An 18,480-nucleotide genomic window follows, 5' to 3' on the forward strand; every position below is an offset into this window, starting at 1 on the left:
TCATTCCCTCCGCGTGGCGAAATTCGCAGATCTTTATCCGCCCACATCACTAAACTTGAGATTGGATCCTCTACTTCCTCCACCACCGCCGAAGGAGCCATTTCATGTTTGACCTCACCAACCGTACCGCGATTGTCACGGGCGGGGCTGCGGGCATCGGCAAGGGCATCGTTGCCTCCTTGCGCGAAGCCGGCGCCAGCGTCGTCATTGCCGATATTGATACCGATAAGGCCGAAGCCACCGCCGCGGAGCTCGGTGCGACCGCCTACCCCGTCGATGTCACCGATAGGGCCTCCATCAAAGAAATGTTTGCCAAGGTCCACGCCGCACACGGGGCGATCGACATCGTCTGTTCCAATGCCGGGATCTTTCCCAACTGCCCGCTGGAAGAGATGACCGATAAACAGTGGGAGACAATGTTTGAAATCAACACCCACGGCACGTTCAAGGTCGTGCAAGAAGCCCTGCCGTATATGAAGGAGCGCGGCTACGGGCGCATCGTTATCACCACCTCCATTACCGGCTCGCACACCGGCTTTCCCGGTTGGGCACATTACGGCGCCTCCAAGGCGGCCCAACAGGGCTTTATCCGCTCCGCTGCCCTAGAAATCGCCCGCGATGGCATCACCATCAATGGCGTTTTGCCCGGAAATATCCTCACCGAAGGCCTCGAAGCGCAGGGCCAGGACTACCTCGATGAAATGACGCGCTCCATCCCGCTGCACCGGCTTGGCAGCCCCCGCGATATTGGCAATGCCGCGGCCTTCCTCGCCTCCACCGAGGCCGGATATATCACCGGCCAAACGCTCATTATTGATGGCGGCCAGCTCCTGCCCGAAACCCCGGAGGCCATCCTGCCGCCGCGCTAGCGCTTGCCGATGCCCAGCCCTATAACGCAGATAACCCCGCCGACACCGAGGATGGTGCCTGGCGGGGTTATCTAGTGCGGCTTTTATTGCAGCCAGCCGAATTCGAGCAAGAATGCCTCGACATCGAGCATTTCCAACTCATCTGGCGCGTGGCCGGCAACGAATGCGAAGGACTCAGCGACGTCCTTGGTCGTCGCGGGGGTCAGCCCCGCGTCAACGAGATTTTCCGCTACGCGGGCAGAAACCGGCGTCTGCGACACCGTATCCAAACCCGTACCCGTGGTGGAGTCCTTGAACATATCGCTAATGCCACCAAAGAAGGTCCGCATCGTGTTCATCTCTCTCACCTCTCAATGTTGCACTGTTGATAGGGTTGAATATACTTGGTACTTACCCACTAAGCAACCCCTAAGCCACTTAAAGTTAACCTTTTGTTAACTTTAAGTGGCTGTGAGGCGTATTACATGGTCACGGGCTCGTTCCCTCGGCCCGCGGGTGACTCTTAAAGGTCGCCGAACGGGGCGAAGCCGAAGTAATGGTTCAGGGTATCGCGCGCAATCCACGCGATTGCCACCACAATGATGGCACCTAGTACGGCATAAACGGTCCAACCCAGCACCTTCATTTGCCGGCTCGCGGGAGTATCTCCTACCACCACGCCGTTATCATCGCGAATGGGATCGCCCGTCATGGAACGCATGCCCAGGGCGAAGAGCAGGGGAATGCCGGCGCCGAAGACGAGGGCCAGTCCGGCGACGCGGAGAATAGATTCGAAGATTTCTGCAGCAGTCATGTTCTAGCGCTCCTCGTTCGGAGTAGATGAGGTGGGGTTCGTGCTCCCGTCGACCGCCGCTACCGGGGTCATACCCCCTGCGGCTGCGACGGACTCTTTCGCGCCAACGCGTGGCTCCAAAGAGGAATCCACGGACTCAGCGTTGTCATCCCAGTCATTATTGACGTTGGAGGCATCGACCGGGTTCATGCGGGAGCGGATAACGATGAGCGCGGTCATGGCCAGGAGCAGGACGAAGTCCACGATGGCACCGGTAGCTACCGTCGTGACAGAGGAAACGCCGTGCGCCAGCCACCACGATGCGAAGCCAACGAAGGCGGCACAGGGCAGCGTAATGAGCCAGGCAGCCACCATGCGCATCGCCACGCCCCAGCGAACTTCCGCGCCGCGGCGGCCCAAGCCGGTACCCAGGATGGAACCGGTGGATACGTGGGTCGTAGACAGTGCCATGCCGCCGGTGGCGGAGGTCAAGATGATGGCCGCAGACGTTGCCTCGGCCGCCATACCTTGCGGGGATTCGATCTCCACCAGACCCTTGCCCAAGGTGCGGATGACGCGCCAACCGCCGGACAGAGTACCGGCCGCAATAGCAATCGCACAGGCAACAATGACCCAGGTGGGAATGCGGGCATCGGCAACCGCATGGCCCGAGGCCACGAGGGCTAGGAAGATAACGCCCATGGTCTTCTGAGCGTCGCCGGCACCGTGTGCCAGCGATACCAAGCAAGCGGTCACAATCTGACCGTGGCGGAAGTGCTCGTTCTTTTCCTTATTAGGAATGGTGTTGGTTACCCAATACACGAGGAAGGTGGCGCAGGCAGATACCAAGGCAGCGATAATCGGGGACGCCACAGCCGGAATGATGATCTTGGCCATAATGGAGGTCCACTCCACTCCCCCAGTGCCCATGGCGGCGAAACCAGCGCCGATAAGGCCACCGAAAAGGGCGTGGGAAGAGCTGGACGGCAGTCCGAGCAACCAGGTGAACAGGTTCCAGAGAATACCGCCGATAAGGCCGGTAAAAACCACCATCAAAAGGGCCTGACCATCGGAATCAGCGGCTGCGCCCGACAGGTCATAAGAATCGAGGTTGACGATGCCCTTAGCCACCGTTGCCGCGACATTCACGGACAGGAATGCGCCGACGAGGTTGAGCGCGGCAGAAATCGCTACCGCGGTAAATGGCTTCAGCGCGCCGGTGGCAATGGAGGTTGCCATCGCATTGGCGGTGTCGTGAAAACCATTGGTGAAGTCGAAGGCTAGGGCGGTAACCACCACAATGCCCAAGATAATCAAAGTCGCTGTCACAGCATTGGCCCCTTGTAAGCAATCAACAAATGACGAGAAAGTGCATTTGCGACGCCGTTATTCGTCGCGCACCAAGAGCAGCGTACCCCGCAATAATAAGGCGAGCCAATAGCGTTTCTAAGAAGTAAACTGCACTTTGCCTAGTGTTAACCTTCAGCGCGCGGCTTAGTGCCAGCCCCATACCAGAAATCCGCGTTCTACCAGCATTTTTTCAAAATTCTAATCTATTTTCAGCCTTTAATACCGTGGTATAAAACACTAAGAGAGGTGCGCCGGCTTAACGCCAACGCACCTCTCAAAATATAGGGTGTTTACTTCCCGTTTTAACGGAAGGTAGCGAACTTCTTGACCACCCAGCGGCTCAGCACGAGCAAGACGATGCCCAGCGCGATGGAGGCGACACCCAAGGAAATAAAGAAGGTGTTTTCCGCAGCCGCATCCTCTGGGTTGTAGAAGCTAGCCAGCGAGCCGGCAAGCGCGGTACCCATAGCTACGGCCATCATCCACACGGCCATCATGCGCGATGGGAATGCCTCTGGAGCCACCTTGGTGGCTAGGGAGTTGCCCACCGGGGACAGCATGAGCTCACCCATGGTGAACAGGAAGAGGATCCAGATAATGACATACATTGGCGTGGAGTTTGCGCCCGAACCGGAGAACGGCAGGAAGAAGAAGAGCGAGACACCGATGATGATATTGGCCACGCCGAACTTCACCGGAGTGGACCACTGACGGTCACCGAGCTTCGTCCACATCGCTGCGAAGATTGCGGAGAAGATAACGATGAAGATCGGGTTAATGGACTGCACCAGTGACGGCGGGATCTCGAGGCCGAAGATGTGGCGGTCCAAGCGCACATCGGCGTAAATGGTCATCACGGTAAATTGCTGCTGGAAGATACCGAAGAACAGCACACCGGAGATGAACATCGGAATAAAGCCCAAGAGGCGGTTCTTTTCTTTCCGGGTCACCAAATCAGAGGTGTACATCTGAATCCAGAAGTACACGGCGGCGATAAGGGCAACGGCGGTAACGATATTGGACAGCCACTCTACCTTGATGATTCCAGTACCCAGGCCAATGACCATGACGAGGATGACGACGACGATCGCACCAAGGCCCATCATGCGCTGCTTGGAGTCCGCCGGGTTCGGGATTTCGTGGCCGGCATCCTTAATGGTGGTCTTACGCATGATGGTGTACTGGATAAGGCCCAAGGCCATACCGACGGCAGCGATACCGAAGCCCCAGTGGAAGCCCTTCCAGCCCCACATTGCGGTGGTAAGAAGCGGACCAAAAAGGGCACCGATATTAACGCCCATGTAGAAGATGGAGAAGCCGCCGTCACGGCGAGGATCGTCGCGGCTATACAGCGAGCCCAGCACCACCGACGCGGTGGTCTTCACGCCACCGGAACCAACGGCGATGAGGATAAGGCCGATAGCCAGGCCGGTTACGGCGGGGATGAAAGCCAAGACGAGGTGTCCGGCCATCACCATGATCGCGGAGTAGAACAGGGTGCGCTCCGCACCGAGGATGCGGTCTGCTACCAAGGATGCCAACAGGCAGGCCATGTAGACCAAGCCGCCGTACGCGCCGACGATCGATGTTGCATCGCCGCGGTCCAGGCCGAGGCCGCCATCGGTCGTGGCGTAGTACATGTACAGCAGCACGATGGACTGCATGCCGTAGAAGCTGAATCGCTCCCACATCTCCACGCCGAACAGGTTAGCCAGCCCCCACGGGTGGCCGAAGAATGTGCGCTCCCCGCTCGAAGAAGCGGGTGCGGAGGTCTGCTCCTCCGCCTCTGGATCCTTATTTGTCATAGCATAATACAACCACTCAGAGGTCTAATTCACAAATCGGGCATTATACGTGAAACATCGCACTGAAAAATCTGCCTAACGACCTGCAGATATTTCTCTGAAAGATTCACCCCATTTGGGGTAGCCGCTCGCGCACTACCACTCCCCTGCTACGCCCCTCATAGGCATATATCGAGCGCACTCATATGCACATAATAAAAACCCTGCGAGGGCTCCTCTCGAAGCGGCCTCGCAGGGTGTTAGCTGATGGAGTTAGCCCACCAGCACCGTATTAAGAATTGAGTTTGCGGTACTCAAAGACGGTATCGATGATTCCGTATTCCACGGCGTCTTCCGCGGTGAGGATCTTATCGCGGTCGGTGTCGATGCGGATTTGCTCGGCAGTACGGCCGGTGTGCTCCGCCAGGGTGTTTTCCATCAAGGTGCGCATACGCTCGATCTCTGCGGCCTGGATTTCCAAGTCCGAGACTTGGCCCTGCGTGCCCTGGGTTGCAGGCTGGTGGATCAATACGCGGGAGTTCGGCAGCGCCGCGCGCTTGCCCGGAGCACCAGCAGCCAACAGCACTGCGGCGGCGGATGCCGCCTGGCCCAGGCACACGGTCTGCACGTCAGGGCGCACGTAGCGCATGGTGTCATAAATTGCCATCAGGGCAGTAAAGGACCCACCGGGCGAATTGATGTACATGGTGATGTCACGGTCCGGATCCTGGCTTTCAAGAACCAGCAGCTGGGCCATGATGTCATTGGCAGAGGTGTCATCAACCTGGGTGCCCAAGAAGATGATGCGCTCTTCAAAAAGCTTGGAGTACGGGTTGGTTTCCTTCGTCCCCTGAGCGGACTGCTCAATAAAGGAAGGCAGTACGTAACGGGAACTTGGCATCTGCGACTTGTTCATAGTGTTTTCTCCTTATTCCCTAGTTGCTCAGTGGGCCGTTCACGGACTCGATAACGTGGTCAACAATGCCGTATTCCTTGGCTTGCTGCGCCGTCATCCAGCGATCGCGGTCAGAGTCCTTGGTGATCTGCTCGAAGGTTTGGCCGGTGTGCTCTGCAATAAGCTCGGCCATCTCGCGCTTGGTCTGGGCGAATTGCTCCGCCTGGATGGCGATATCGGCAGCGGTACCGCCCACGCCAGCGGAAGGCTGGTGCATCATGATGCGAGCGTGGGGCAGCGCATAGCGCTTGCCCTTCGTGCCACCGGAGAGCAGGAACTGGCCCATGGAAGCGGCCAAGCCCATGCCGTAGGTGGAGATATCGCACGGCGAGTACTTCATCGTGTCATAAATGGCCATACCCGCGGTCACCGAGCCACCCGGGGAGTTGATGTAGAGCGAAATATCGCGCGTGGGATCCTCTGCGGAAAGCAACAGGATCTGTGCGCACAGCTTATTGGCAATTTCATCGTCTACCTGGGTGCCCAAAAAGATAATGCGCTCGTGCAACAGGCGCTCGTAGACGCTGTCACCCAAGTTCAGGCCGGAGCCTGCTGGGGTGGTCATCTGAAGCTGGTCAGATTTCTTAGACATTCGAAAAGTCTCCTTGAGGACGGTTAATCTCTAATGCCACCACACTACTTAATGTGGCGATAATTGTGGGGTCTGTTCGCTATCAGCGTTTGCACCGATCTTTGTCTGCTTTTTCGACCCGGCGATGAGAAAAGCCCAGCCAGACTTCCTCGCCGGTGCGAGGGGCCAAGCTGGGCTTTTAAGCAGAAGATTTACTCCGCGTCGGTAGCTTCGTTCTCGTCTTCTTCTACCTCACCGAAGTACTGCTCAACGTCAACGTCGTTGCCTTCTTCGTCCTTGACGGTGGTCCGGCAAATGGCGGCAGCCAGTGCCTTGCCGCGGCGTACGTCAGAGAACAGGTTGGCGATCTGACCGTTGGACTGCAGCTGCTGGATGAACTGGTTCGGGTCCATGCCGTAGGACTGCGCGGTGAACAGGATGTGATCCGAGAGCTCCTGCTGGGAAACTTCCGGCTCTTCCTTTTCTGCCACGGCATCCAAGAAAATCTGCGTGCGTACGGACTCTTCGGCCTGCTCGCGGGTCTGCTGATCAAACTCTTCGCGGGAGGTGCCCTGTGCCTCGAGCAGCTGTGCCAGCGCCTTCTCATCGTGTGCCAGCTGGCCCAGGATCTGGTGCAGCTGGGCGTGGGCCTGCTCGTCGACGACGGACTGGGGCAGTTCGAAGTCGACATCAGCAAGCGCAGCCTTCAGAACCTCATCGCGGATCTGGCCGGCCTGCTCAGCCTTCTTGGACTTCTCGACCTCGGTCTTGGTGGCTTCGCGCAGCTCCTCGATGGTGTCGTACTCGGAGGCCAACTGGGCGAACTCATCGTCCATGTCCGGCAGCTTGCGCTCCTTGGTCTGCTGCACGTGGACCTTGAAGGTAGCCTCTTCGTCCTTGTGCTCGCCAGACTGGATGGTGGAGGTGAACTCGTTATCCTCGCCGGTCTTCATGCCGCGCAGTGCGGTGTCCAGACCCTTGATGAGGTTGTCATCACCAATGGAGTAAGACAGACCCTCGGTGGAAGCCTCTTCGATCTTCTCACCGTCAACCTCTGCGGTGATGTCGATGATGGCGTAGTCACCGGTCTTCATCTTGCGCTTGGTGTCCTTCAGCTCACCGAAGCGCTCTGCAAGATCCTCGAGGGCCTTGTCCACGTCTTCCTCGCCGGCCTTGATGGCCGGGACGGTGATGGAGATTTCGGAGAAGTCCGGAACCTCGAACTCAGGGCGAACGTCAACCTCGGCGGTGAACTCGACGAAGTCCTTGTCCTCGATCTTGGAAATGTCTACGTCCGGCTGGCCGATGACCTTCAGGTCTTCCGACTGAACAGCCTGCTCGTAGCGGGAAGGCAGCATGTCATTGACGACCTGCTCCAGAATCGGGCCGCGGCCGAAGCGAGCGTCGATCAGCTGGCGCGGGGCCTTGCCCTTACGGAAACCTGGAATAGAAACCTGCTGCGCGATTGCCGCGTAAGCTTGATCGATTTCCTGGTCCAGCTCCGCAAACGGAACGTTGACGGTGAGCTTAACGCGGGTATCGCTCAGCTTGTCTACGGTGGTCTTCACGAGTGAATCTCCCTGGCTTCATTGTTTTTCTACGTACATAAAAATTAAAGGGGGTCTGAAAAACCTTATTAGGGCATTTTCAGACCCCCATACGTCGGGGCGACAGGATTTGAACCTGCGACCCCCTGCTCCCAAAGCAGGTGCGCTACCAAACTGCGCCACGCCCCGTATGTAGGCCACCAAGTTGCCTTGGCTGCGTTGCATACCTGAGACAGTTTAGCGTGTTGGATTTAAATCTCCTAAATCAACCCCCTGTTAAGGGCGTAGCCGCAGGTTAGCGGCATAATTTCCGGCAGCTTGACTTAGAAATCGAAATCAAACATGCCATCAAAGAAGCCGCCGCCATCGCCGTCAGATAATCCATCGAAGAAGCCGCCACCGTCACCTGCGTCTCCCCCTCCGGCATCGCCGCCCATATCGCCGGCATCCCCGGCGTCTCCGGCATCTCCTGCGTCTCCGCCGCCGTCGGCGCCGTCCATGCCTTCGCTGCCCTCGGCGCCGCCCCAGTCGCCGTTTTCTGCGGCGGCTGCGGAATAGCCCACGCCGGACATGCCGGCAAACATGGCGTTAAACATCATGGAATAACCCATCATCCATACGCCCGTTTGCAGGGCATCTGCCCACCACGGGCGGGAGTACCAACCGGCCGGAACGGGGCGCCCAGCCACGGTTCCGCCTGGGTAATAGTTCGGGGTTTCCTCAGAGGCGTATGGGGACGCAGTCAGCTGCTCGCCATTCGCATCCACCGTGCGCTTCTCGGTGACCTTGCCCGCGGCGCGCTGGCCTTCTAGCGGTGGCAATTCCGGCCCCGGATTCATATCCATAATCTCGCGGGCAGCATTGACGTAATGCATGCCCTCAAGCGCCGATTCGCGGGCCAAGTTGGCCTGCTTGACCGTAGTGGCCCGCGAAATAGCGGAGTTGGCTGCGGTAAAGCGCTCCGATGCGTCCGCCATTGCCTGCTGCGAGGCGGTATCCGTACCGGAAATCTGCATGACCTGCCCGCCCAGGCGCTCAATCCACCGACGCGCATCCGCCTGGGCATCCGCTAACTGCTGCGCCTCTCGCTCCTCCCGGCTCTTTTTTGAGCTGCGCGAGGATAGATACCACGCGCCGCCACCGAGTACGACTACAAGAAGTAGGAGTTCCACAACAATCATCGCTTTCTTTACTGGAATTGGTCCTACCTATTTTAACGGCCTACCCACTGCGCGTGTTCCCTATTTTCGTTTTGGGGCGCTCATGCGCTAAAGTAGCCGACAGCGTTCAAGGTAACGCTGTGGGAATGTCGTATAGTGGCTAATACCTCAGCCTTCCAAGCTGAAGACGCGGGTTCGATTCCCGTCATTCCCTCGCTTTAACCCACCGTATGGTGGGTTTTCCATATCTGCAGCTAGGCTCCTGCTTGCCGATGCCCATCTCCCGCCAAGCGCGGCTATAAATACATCACATTGGGGCGGTGGCCAGAAAAGCGTAATCTGGTGTCCATGACCGTACCTAATATTACTTTGAACGATGGCAATACAATCCCCCAGCTGGGCTTTGGCGTCTTCCAGATGGACCCGGAAAAGACCGAGGAATACGTAGCCGAAGCGCTGCGCGTGGGCTACCGCCACATCGATACCGCAGCCATCTACGGCAATGAAGAAGGCGTGGGCAAGGCCATCGCCAACTCCGGCATCCCGCGCGAGGAGCTTTTCATTACCACCAAGCTGTGGAATGACCGCCACACCGATGCCGCTGCCGCACTGGATGAATCCCTGCAGAAGCTGGGCCTTGATTACGTTGATCTGTACCTCATTCACTGGCCTACCCCGGCCAAGGGCACGTACGTGGAGGCTTGGAAGCAGCTCATTGAACTGCGCAAAGAGGGCAAGGCGAAGTCCATTGGCGTGTCCAACTTTGAGCCGGAGCACTTAGATCAGCTGGAAGTGCACACGGACGTCGTCCCCGCGATTAACCAGGTGGAGCTGCACCCTTACCTGCAGCGCTGGCGCGAACTGGACGCTGGCCGCGCCCACGGCATCGCCATCGAGGCATGGGGCCCGCTGGGTCAGGGCAAGAGCGATATCTTGGAGGCACCAGAGGTTACTGAAGCCGCCGAGGCGCACGGTGTTTCCCCAGCCCAGGCCATTATCCGCTGGCACCTGCAAAATGGGGTCATCCTCTTCCCTAAGTCCTCGACGCCATCGCGCATTGCAGAAAACTTCGATGTCTTCGGCTTCGAGCTCACGGAAGCAGAGATGGCCGCCATTACCTCTTTGGAGGAAGGCGAAGACGGCCGCGGTGGACATCACCCCAATGACATGAACGACGCCTAATGCGTTTGGTGTAACCACCATATAAAACGCCGCGTGGCCCAAAGGCCCGCGGCGTTCATTTATGTTTATTCAAGGAACCTGGCGGCTTTAGCGCGGGTCCTTGGGCAGCTCGGGTGGGATATTGGTGCGCTCGTATTCTGCGAGGATATCGATGCGGCGCTGGTGACGGTCGGCGCGGGACCATTCTTGATCCAAGAAGGCATCCACAATTTCTAGGGCCTCTTCTTGCGAATGCATGCGCCCACCGATGCCGATGAGCTGCGCATTATTGTGCTCGCGGGCCAGGCGCGCGGTCTCCGGCGACCACGCCAGCGCGCAGCGCGCGCCCTTGACCTTATTGGCAGCAATCTGCTCGCCATTTCCGGATCCGCCCAGCACGATTCCCAGGGAACCTGGATCGTTGACGGTACATAGGGCCGCCTCAATGCAGAATGCGGGGTAGTCATCCTCGGCGTCATAGGTATGAGCGCCGCAGTCGATAACGTCATGGCCTTGTTTGGTGAGGTGTTCAGAAATCAGGTTTTTGGTCTCAAAACCTGCGTGGTCAGCTCCAAGATATACGCGCATAACCCCCACAATACCGGCACCACTGCCTCCTAGGCACCACTTTGCACATCCTATTTCGCTCATAGCCCGGCGCTGTTAAGCTAAAGCGCAGATTACGTGCTGCACAGAAAGGCTAAAACATGAGCCCTCGCGTCCTCGCACTCTACGGCAGCATCCTTGCTATTGCGGTGCTGTTATTTGCGGCGAATATTTTCTTAACTAATAAGAACTACCTTGTGCCGCTTATTCATACCGTACTGTTTACTGTCGCCCACCTTGTTCTGGGGCTGTGGTGGCTGAATCAGCGGGTAATAAAGAAAAATCGCCTCGGCGGTTTGGCCGCGGTGATTGGGATTTTATCCCTGCTCACCGCGGCCTCATGGGCTACGTGGGTGGCCGCCGCTTGGTCAGAATTCCAAGCGCAAACGGCCCTGCCCATCATCAATATCGCCGGGGTACCGGCGTTTTTACTCACGCCGGTCATCGCGGTGTGCTGCCTAGCCGCCGCGGTGCGCCGCAAGCAAGACCAGCAGCGCTTATAACTAGTCCTCTTCTACCTGCGGCATCTCCGTGCGGGAGCGCTTGAGCTCGAAGAAGTAAGGGAACTGGGCTAGGCGCACGGAGGCATCGAAAAGCTCACCAGCTTCCTCACCCTTGGGAACGCGGGTAATAACCGGGCCAAAGAAGGCGGTATCGCCCAGCTTAATAACCGGGGTGCCTACCTCATCGCCCACGGAAGAAATGCCGTTGTGGTGGTATTCGCGCAGCTTCTCATCGTATTCCTCGGTGTGGGCCACCTCCGCAAAGTCTGCGGGGAGGCCAACCTGCTCTAATGCCTGGGCGATGAACTCGTCATAGCCGCCATCGCCCTTCTTACCGCCGTTGCCCTTGGCATGAATCAGGGTGCCCATGGCGGTATAGAGCTCATCTACCTTTTCCGGCTGCTCGGTCTTAACCTTGGCAAATACGCGGGCAGGGCCCCAGTTGGCCTCCATCATTTCCATGTATTCGGGATCAAGATCGCGGCCATCATTAAGCACCGACAGGGACATCGGCTCGAATTCCACGGCAATATCGCGGACCTTTTCTACCTCTTTGATCCAGCGGGACGTTGCCCATGCGAAGGGGCAAGAAGCATCGAACCAAAACTTAACTGGGGTAGTCATTATTCCTCCTTGAAATAAGTGCAGTTTGCCCCACCACTGTAAACGCGCTGCTAACCTTGATGCATCACTATTTTCGTTAGCAAAGGAGAATCTAGGCAATGACCTCTGTAAACCTCACGTGGGAGGAAGCAAAAAATCGCTCCCAGATGCTCAAGGTTGACCACTACGATGTCACTTTAGACCTTAAGCATTCCGATACCCACTTCCTGTCCACCACCACGGTGCGCTTTAACACCCAGGAGGCCGGTTCTACCTTCATCGATCTGCGCGCGGACAAGCTGCACGAGGTGCGCCTGAATGGAAACCCGCTGCCCACGCAGTCCTATGACCCCACCTACGGCATTCCCCTCTCCGGACTGCAGGTAGCGGACTACACGCTCGAGGTCACCGCGGAAATCCCCTTCTCCCGTACCGGCGAGGGTCTGCACCGCTTCGTGGATCCCGCCGATAACGAGGTCTACCTCTACACCCAGTTTGAAACTGCCGATGCCAAGCGCGTCTTTGCCTGCTTCGACCAGCCGGATCTGAAGGCCACCTACTCCCTGCACTTTAAGGCCCCAGAGGAGTGGACCATTATCACCAATGGCCCGGTCACCTGCGAGGGAGATACCTCCCATTCTAAGATCGACTACCCGCTATCGACCTACCTGGTTGCCCTGTGCGCAGGCCCCTACCACGAGGTCACCGATACCTGGCGCGGCGAGCTGACCGAGCACCCCGAGGGCAAGCCGGCGCAACAGCTCGAGGTTCCACTCGGTATCTATTGCCGCGCTTCGCTGGCAGATTCCCTCGATGCCGAGCGCCTCTTTACTGAGACCAAGCAGGGCTTCGACTTCTACCACCGCAACTTCGGCTTCCCCTACCCCTTTGGCAAGTACGACCAGATTTTCGTCCCCGAGTTCAACGCCGGCGCGATGGAAAACGCCGGTTGCGTGACCCTCCGCGATGAATATGTCTTTAGCTCGCAGGCCACGCACTACAAGTACGAGCGCCGCGCCGATACGGTCCTCCACGAGCTCGCCCACATGTGGTTCGGTGACCTCGTGACCATGCAGTGGTGGAATGACCTGTGGCTCAACGAGTCCTTTGCCACCTGGTCCGCTGCCATTTCGCAGGCGGAAGAAACCGAATACGATACCGCCTGGGTCACCTTCGCCAACGTGGAAAAGTCCTGGGCCTACCAGCAGGATCAGCTACCTACCACCCACCCCATTTCCACCGATGCCAGCGATATCGAAACCGTAGAGCAAAACTTCGACGGCATCACCTACGCCAAGGGCGCCTCGGTGCTCAAGCAGCTGCAGGCCTACGTTGGCCGCGAGAACTTCCTCGCTGGCGTGCGCCGCCACTTCGCCGCCCATGCGTGGGGCAATGCCACCTTCGACGATCTACTCCGCCACCTCGAGGAGGCATCCGGGCGCGATCTCTCCTTCTGGGCACAGCAATGGCTGAAGACCACTGGTATTAATACCCTGGCGGTTGCAACGGCGGCCGACGATGACGGCACCATCACCCAGGCGCACCTTACCCAACGCGGCGATACCCTGCGCACCCACCGCGTTGCAGTGGGCCTGTATGGTACGCAGGACGGCAAGGTCGTGCGCACCGAGCGCCTCGAGATGGACGTGGAGGGCGAGGCCACCGAGATCCCAGAGTTGGTCGGGCGCAACCTCAATGACATCGATTTCATCCTGCCCAACGATGACGATCTGACCTACTGCCTCATCGATTTGGATGCAGGATCCCTGCAATTCCTGCTGGATAATATCGAGAAATTCGACGACCCCATGGCGCGCACCCTCTGTTGGTCCACCGCCTGGGAGATGACCCGCGCCGGCACCATGCGCGCCCGCGACTTCATCCGCTTGGTGGCCCGCGGCATGAAGGCGGAAACCGAGCTCGCCGTCCTCGAGCGCATCGTCTCGCAGGCGTCTACCGCGCTGAAAAACTACGCGGATCCGGCGTGGGCGAAAGACAGCACGGTTTTGGCGCAGGCGCTTGTCGATGGCGCCCGGAGCACCGATGCGCAGCGTTCCATCATCTGCACGCAGGCGCTGTCTAGGATTCGGCTGCATCAGCCGGCCCGCGACTACCTGCACGATCTCCTCGCGGATTCCGATGATGCCGGGCTGCGCTGGTTCGCCGTCGCAGCGCTTGCTGCCGCGGGTGCGCTTGCCGATGCCGAGGCCGCCATCGCCGCCCAGCTCAAGCGCGATAATTCCGCTACCGGCCACTACTCTTCCCTGCGCGCCCGCGCCGCGATTGCCACCGCGGATAATAAGCGCGCGGTATGGGAAGAGATCGTCGCCGGGGATCTCACCAACCGCGAGCTCACCTCCAAGCTGGAGGGCTTAAATTACCCGCACTCCGATGATCTCTTGCCCACCGCGGAATTCTTCGAGGTGGCCGAAAAGATCTGGGATTCCCAGTCCTCCGAGGTGGGCCTGACCACCGTCACCGGGCTATTCCCGTCCTGGGATATCACCCAAGACGGCCTCGATCGCGCCGATGCCTTCCTGCAGAAGGATCTGGCAGGCGGCCTGCGCCGCGCGATCACCGAGCAGCGCGACCGCGTAGCCCGCGCCCTGCGCAACCGAGAGGTCGACGCCAACTAGGTGACTATTTCTTGCGGAGGTTCAGCTCGATGCGCGGGCGCACCTGGATCTCCGTGAGCTGGGTAGTAGGCCCTGCCTCCACAACGGTGCGGATGGCGCGCGCCACCTCAACGGGCGCAATAACCTCGTTCGGGTTATAGTCCTGCAGGCCCTCCAGCATCGGGGTATCGGTGGGGCCTGGCGCCACGGTGGAGACGCGGATACCGGGCTCGGAGATACGCAGGGCATCGGCAAGCGCATACAGCGCGTGCTTCGTTGCTGCATAGACCACGTTATCGCCGTAACTTTTGCGCCCCGCCCCAGAGTTGATGAAGACGACGGTGCCCTCTGCCTTGCGCAGCTGCGGCAAGAGCGCGCGGGTGACCTCCGCCGGCGCGTGGACGTTGAGGTCCATGTGGGCGCGCCAATCGTGCGGGGTGGCCTCTTCCACCGAAAACTTCGTGGCGCGCGCCGCGCCGTGCACGAGCACATCGACCCGCTCTAGCTCGGGCAGCTGCATGCCCTCGTCCAAACCGGCGACCAAGTCGCTGGCAACCGGCGTGATATTCGCGGCCTCTGGCAGCTCATCGGCGCTGCGGCCCAGCGCATAAACGTGGTAGTCGCGGGCGAGATCCTTGATAATCTCGCGCCCCATGCCACCGGTGGCACCGGTAACGACGGCGATTTTCTCTGGCACATTCGTGGTATCAGTCATGCCACCCCATCATAGGGAAAATGGATGCTAGCGGTGCGCGGCGTCCGACCCCGTTCCGCGATGTGGAACGATAGGGGTTATGGCTACTCCTGCAATCGCGATCGTCGGCATGGGCCCGCGTGGCATCTCCATCTTGGAACGCTTGTCCGCCCGCATGAATGATTCCAGCTCCCCCGTCACCGTTCGCCTCATCGACGAGGCCCAGCACGGCGCCGGCCGCGTCTGGGAAACTGACCAAACCAAGACCCTGTGCATGAATACGCGCGCGGGCGCCGTCACGCTTTTTACCGAGCCCGGCGCGACGGTGAACGCCCCAGTGCTCGAGGGGCCGACGCAATACGAGTGGATCCAGCTGCTGCGCGGCGAGGGCGATAAGGTAACTCCTGCCAAGCGCGAGCTTTATGCACAGCACCCTCCCGCCCCACACATTGCCACCGAGTACCGCGCGGAGCTGGCCGCCACCCGCCCGGAATCCAACCCCACCCGCGCGTTATACGGCGAGTACCTGCGCTGGGTCTATGACGTGGTGCTGGCGCGCTTGCCCGAGAGCATTTCCACAGTCAGCCACCACCACCGCGTGGAGACCATCACCGCGGACGGCGCGGCCGATATCCTGCACTTGGACGATGGCTCGCAGGTGCGCGCCGATGCCACGGTCCTAGCCTATGGCTGGATGGCGCCGCACTTTAATGACGAGGAGCAGCGCTTGGCGGAATCTAGGCTGCGCTGGATCGCACCGGGCAACCCCGTGGAACAAGACTATGCCGACATTCCTGCCGGCGAAGACGTGTTGGTGCGCGGTCTTGGCATGGGCTTTTATGACATCATGGCGCTGACCACCATCGAGCGCGGCGGCAGGTTCGTCGAGGATGCGACCACTCGCTCTGGCCTGCGCTACGAGGCGAGCGGGAAGGAGCCGCGTTTCATCGTCGCCTCCGGCCGCGGTTATCCCTTCCACCCCAAGTCCGAGTACAACGAACTGCCGCCCACGATGCCGCGGCGGCGGTTGCATGGGGTCATCGATAAGCTGCAGGGCGCCGAGGATATCGACTTTGACGCCCAGGTTTGGCCCGCCATCGCGCGCGATAGCTACGAGGCGTATATCACCACGCTGGAACGGGTGAATCCGGCGGCGCTGCTCCGCCCGCGCGAAGAGATCCTCGCGGTCATCGATTCCACCGCGCCGGATGATCTCGGCGCCGCCCTCGCTCCCCTGGTCACCCAGCCGTGGGATATGACCGAGCTGATGTATCAAGTTGCTGGCTTTACCGGCGATATTTCGGCGCTCACCGCCCACATTGCGGATTCCCTGGAGGGCGATATCCAGGAGGCTGCAGCCGGCCACGATTCGCCCATGAAGGCCGCGCTGTGGTCGCTGTCCCAGTCGCGCAAGCCCGCCTCCATCCTCGGCGCAGAAGGCCGCTATACCCGCGAGTCCCGCACAGGCCGCTACGCGCAATTCATGTCCTTTGGGCAGATGGTGGGCTCGGGACCTCCGCTTTTCCGCGTGCGCCAATTGCTCGCGCTTGTCGATGCCCACCTGGTCCACTTCCTCGGCGATCACCCCACCCTCGCGATCGAGTCAGACCATTACACCCTGACTTCTGGCCCGCGCTCGGCATCGGCGCCCACGCTTGTCGATGCCTTTATGCACAAGCCCGATATCCGCGTCGCCGGCGACCCGCTCACCCGCGGATTGATCGAGGGTGGACGGGTGCGCCCGTTTGCCGATCACAGGCAGGACACCGGTTCCCCCGAAACCGATGGTGCCACGCGGCGCACCGTCCACCCAGATGGCAGCCTGGATGAACGCCTGCATATCGTGGGCATTCCCACCTATGCGCAGTGGCCGGATACAACGATTTCCCCCATGCCGGGAACGGATCCGCTCATGCTGCAGGAAACCGATAAGACCGCTGGCTCCCTGCTCAAGGTTGCCGGCGGCCACTAAGTACGCGTTTTAGAGCGCGTTTTAAAGGCGTCGAGCGCCTGCTGTAGATCCGCCAGCAGGTCATCGATGTCCTCGATGCCGATGGAGATGCGCACCATGTCTTCCGGCGGCACCAGTTCCGATCCTTCGGCCGAAACGTGGGTCATGTTTTGCGGGTGCTCGATAAGCGATTCCACCCCGCCCAGCGATTCCGCCAGGCAAATAAGGCGCGTATTCAAACAAATCTGCTTGGCGTGCTCTGGGTCGTGGAAGCGCACGGACATCATGCCGCCGAACCCGCGCATCTGCTGCGCCGCCAGCTCGTGGCCCGGGTGCTCTGCCAATCCCGGGTAGCGCACCTGTTTGACCTCTGGGCGGGCCTGTAAGAATTCCGCCACCTTTTGCGCATTGGCGCAGTGGCGATCCATGCGCACGCCGAGGGTCTTAATGCCACGCGCAGTCAGGTAGGCATCGAAGGGAGAGGCGACCGCGCCCACGTTGCCCTGGAAGTACAGCAGCTGCTCATCCACCTCGGGGTCATTGGTAACTACGGCGCCACCGAGGACATCGGAATGCCCGCCTAAGTACTTCGTGGTGGAGTGCAGGACGTGGTCTGCGCCGAGCGCGAGCGGGTTCTGCAGGTACGGCGTGGCGAAGGTATTATCCACCAACACCTGCGCATTGCCCTTGACCTTGGCCACCGCCGCAATATCGGTGATATTCAGCGCCGGGTTGGTCGGGGTTTCCAGCCAGATGAGCTTGGTATTGTCCTTCACCGCGGCGGCGACGGCATCCACATCGCAGGTATTAACGATGGACATCTCCACGCCCCACTCCGTGAAATCATTAAGCAGGCGGTAGGAACCGCCGTAGGAGTCATTGCCCAAGATGACGTGGTCACCGGGGCGCACCAAGATGCGCACCATCGTATCGGCGGCTGCCATGCCGGTGGCAAAGACGCGGGCGTAATCCGCGCCCTCCAGCGCGGCCAAGGTCTTTTCAAGCGAGCGAACCGTCGGGTTGGCCACGCGCCCGTATTCAAAGCCGCCGCGCAGTTGCGCGAGGCCATCCTGGGCGAACGTAGTCGAGGCGTAGATCGGCACGTTGATGGATCCCATGTGCGGATCCGGGTGATATCCAGCGTGAATGGAACGGGATGAAAATCCTTTTGCCAAGTTATGCGCGCTGTGTTCAGTCATGCCTCCCAATCGTAGACTAAGCGGTTCATCCACACCGGCCATTCGGCAATTTATATTCTGCCCTCTCCACGCATTGCCGATTCGGCGCCGTCAGTGAGATTTCAGGATTCTCCTCTAGAATGGGTGCGGTTAGTTTGTGT

At 59.6% G+C, this 18,480-nt stretch carries 17 protein-coding genes and 2 tRNA genes; 6 read left to right on the forward strand and 13 right to left on the reverse strand.

Annotated features, from left to right (window positions below; translation table 11 throughout):
• Window positions 1-104 precede the first annotated feature (104 nt).
• Window positions 105-869 (forward strand): 3-oxoacyl-ACP reductase FabG, encoded by a 765-nt coding sequence (gene fabG, locus EL217_RS08800; RefSeq protein ID WP_126319635.1) that lies wholly within the window; start codon window positions 105-107, stop codon window positions 867-869.
• A gap of 83 nt (window positions 870-952) precedes the next feature.
• Here the strand turns inward: fabG and EL217_RS08805 are convergent, their stop codons facing one another.
• The 9 genes from EL217_RS08805 to EL217_RS08845 form a co-directional block, all read right to left on the reverse strand.
• Window positions 953-1,207: a hypothetical protein gene (locus tag EL217_RS08805; RefSeq protein WP_005277906.1), complete on the reverse strand. Its 255-nt coding sequence runs from the start codon at window positions 1,205-1,207 to the stop codon at window positions 953-955.
• 164 nt (window positions 1,208-1,371) lie between these two features.
• On the reverse strand, window positions 1,372-1,662 hold the full coding sequence (locus tag EL217_RS08810; protein ID WP_005277904.1) for a hypothetical protein: 291 nt from the start codon (window positions 1,660-1,662) through the stop codon (window positions 1,372-1,374).
• A gap of 3 nt (window positions 1,663-1,665) precedes the next feature.
• Window positions 1,666-2,970 (reverse strand): inorganic phosphate transporter, encoded by a 1,305-nt coding sequence (locus tag EL217_RS08815; protein WP_005277901.1) that lies wholly within the window; start codon window positions 2,968-2,970, stop codon window positions 1,666-1,668.
• A 323-nt stretch (window positions 2,971-3,293) separates the two neighbouring features.
• Window positions 3,294-4,796 (reverse strand): peptide MFS transporter, encoded by a 1,503-nt coding sequence (locus tag EL217_RS08820; protein ID WP_126319637.1) that lies wholly within the window; start codon window positions 4,794-4,796, stop codon window positions 3,294-3,296.
• 271 nt (window positions 4,797-5,067) lie between these two features.
• Window positions 5,068-5,691 carry an ATP-dependent Clp protease proteolytic subunit gene (locus EL217_RS08825; RefSeq protein ID WP_005277894.1) on the reverse strand — a complete coding sequence of 208 codons (624 nt, stop codon included), beginning with the start codon at window positions 5,689-5,691 and terminating at the stop codon, window positions 5,068-5,070.
• A gap of 19 nt (window positions 5,692-5,710) precedes the next feature.
• Window positions 5,711-6,322 carry an ATP-dependent Clp protease proteolytic subunit gene (locus EL217_RS08830; protein ID WP_005277891.1) on the reverse strand — a complete coding sequence of 204 codons (612 nt, stop codon included), beginning with the start codon at window positions 6,320-6,322 and terminating at the stop codon, window positions 5,711-5,713.
• Window positions 6,323-6,513: 191 nt separating this feature from the next.
• The gene (gene tig, locus EL217_RS08835; RefSeq protein ID WP_126319640.1) at window positions 6,514-7,869 is read right to left on the reverse strand and encodes a trigger factor; all 1,356 of its coding nucleotides are present in this window, start codon (window positions 7,867-7,869) and stop codon (window positions 6,514-6,516) included.
• Window positions 7,870-7,963: 94 nt separating this feature from the next.
• A tRNA-Pro gene (locus tag EL217_RS08840) sits at window positions 7,964-8,037 on the reverse strand.
• Window positions 8,038-8,171: 134 nt separating this feature from the next.
• Complete coding sequence (locus EL217_RS08845; RefSeq protein WP_126319642.1) at window positions 8,172-9,029, reverse strand: DUF1542 domain-containing protein; 858 nt, start codon at window positions 9,027-9,029, stop codon at window positions 8,172-8,174.
• A 121-nt stretch (window positions 9,030-9,150) separates the two neighbouring features.
• Here EL217_RS08845 and EL217_RS08850 point away from each other — a divergent pair.
• Window positions 9,151-9,222, forward strand: a tRNA-Gly gene (locus EL217_RS08850).
• A gap of 134 nt (window positions 9,223-9,356) precedes the next feature.
• Window positions 9,357-10,190, forward strand: coding sequence for an aldo/keto reductase (locus EL217_RS08855; RefSeq protein ID WP_023017069.1), 834 nt, complete (start codon window positions 9,357-9,359; stop codon window positions 10,188-10,190).
• A gap of 87 nt (window positions 10,191-10,277) precedes the next feature.
• On the opposite strand, the gene EL217_RS08860 is transcribed toward EL217_RS08855, so the two are convergent.
• Complete coding sequence (locus EL217_RS08860) at window positions 10,278-10,757, reverse strand: ribose-5-phosphate isomerase (RefSeq protein ID WP_023029160.1); 480 nt, start codon at window positions 10,755-10,757, stop codon at window positions 10,278-10,280.
• A gap of 119 nt (window positions 10,758-10,876) precedes the next feature.
• On the opposite strand from EL217_RS08860, the gene EL217_RS08865 reads away from it, so the two are divergent.
• Entirely contained in the window at window positions 10,877-11,278 is a 402-nt protein-coding gene (locus EL217_RS08865) for a hypothetical protein (RefSeq protein ID WP_126319644.1), read from the forward strand.
• Here the strand turns inward: EL217_RS08865 and EL217_RS08870 are convergent, their stop codons facing one another.
• The gene (locus EL217_RS08870; protein WP_126319646.1) at window positions 11,279-11,902 is read right to left on the reverse strand and encodes a disulfide bond formation protein DsbA; all 624 of its coding nucleotides are present in this window, start codon (window positions 11,900-11,902) and stop codon (window positions 11,279-11,281) included.
• A 98-nt stretch (window positions 11,903-12,000) separates the two neighbouring features.
• Here EL217_RS08870 and pepN point away from each other — a divergent pair, with 98 nt between their 5' ends.
• Complete coding sequence (gene pepN / locus EL217_RS08875; RefSeq protein WP_126319648.1) at window positions 12,001-14,517, forward strand: aminopeptidase N; 2,517 nt, start codon at window positions 12,001-12,003, stop codon at window positions 14,515-14,517.
• A 4-nt stretch (window positions 14,518-14,521) separates the two neighbouring features.
• Here the strand turns inward: pepN and EL217_RS08880 are convergent, their stop codons facing one another.
• Window positions 14,522-15,211 carry an SDR family oxidoreductase gene (locus EL217_RS08880; RefSeq protein WP_126319650.1) on the reverse strand — a complete coding sequence of 230 codons (690 nt, stop codon included), beginning with the start codon at window positions 15,209-15,211 and terminating at the stop codon, window positions 14,522-14,524.
• Window positions 15,212-15,290: 79 nt separating this feature from the next.
• Here EL217_RS08880 and EL217_RS08885 point away from each other — a divergent pair, with 79 nt between their 5' ends.
• On the forward strand, window positions 15,291-17,162 hold the full coding sequence (locus EL217_RS08885) for an FAD/NAD(P)-binding protein (protein WP_126319652.1): 1,872 nt from the start codon (window positions 15,291-15,293) through the stop codon (window positions 17,160-17,162).
• Here the strand turns inward: EL217_RS08885 and EL217_RS08890 are convergent.
• The gene (locus EL217_RS08890) at window positions 17,159-18,340 is read right to left on the reverse strand and encodes a cystathionine gamma-synthase (protein ID WP_126319654.1); all 1,182 of its coding nucleotides are present in this window, start codon (window positions 18,338-18,340) and stop codon (window positions 17,159-17,161) included. The two genes, EL217_RS08885 and EL217_RS08890, sit on opposite strands and share 4 nt — an antisense overlap.
• Window positions 18,341-18,480 lie beyond the last annotated feature (140 nt).

The organism is Corynebacterium segmentosum (assembly GCF_900637825.1).
Lineage (GTDB): Bacteria > Actinomycetota > Actinomycetes > Mycobacteriales > Mycobacteriaceae > Corynebacterium > Corynebacterium accolens.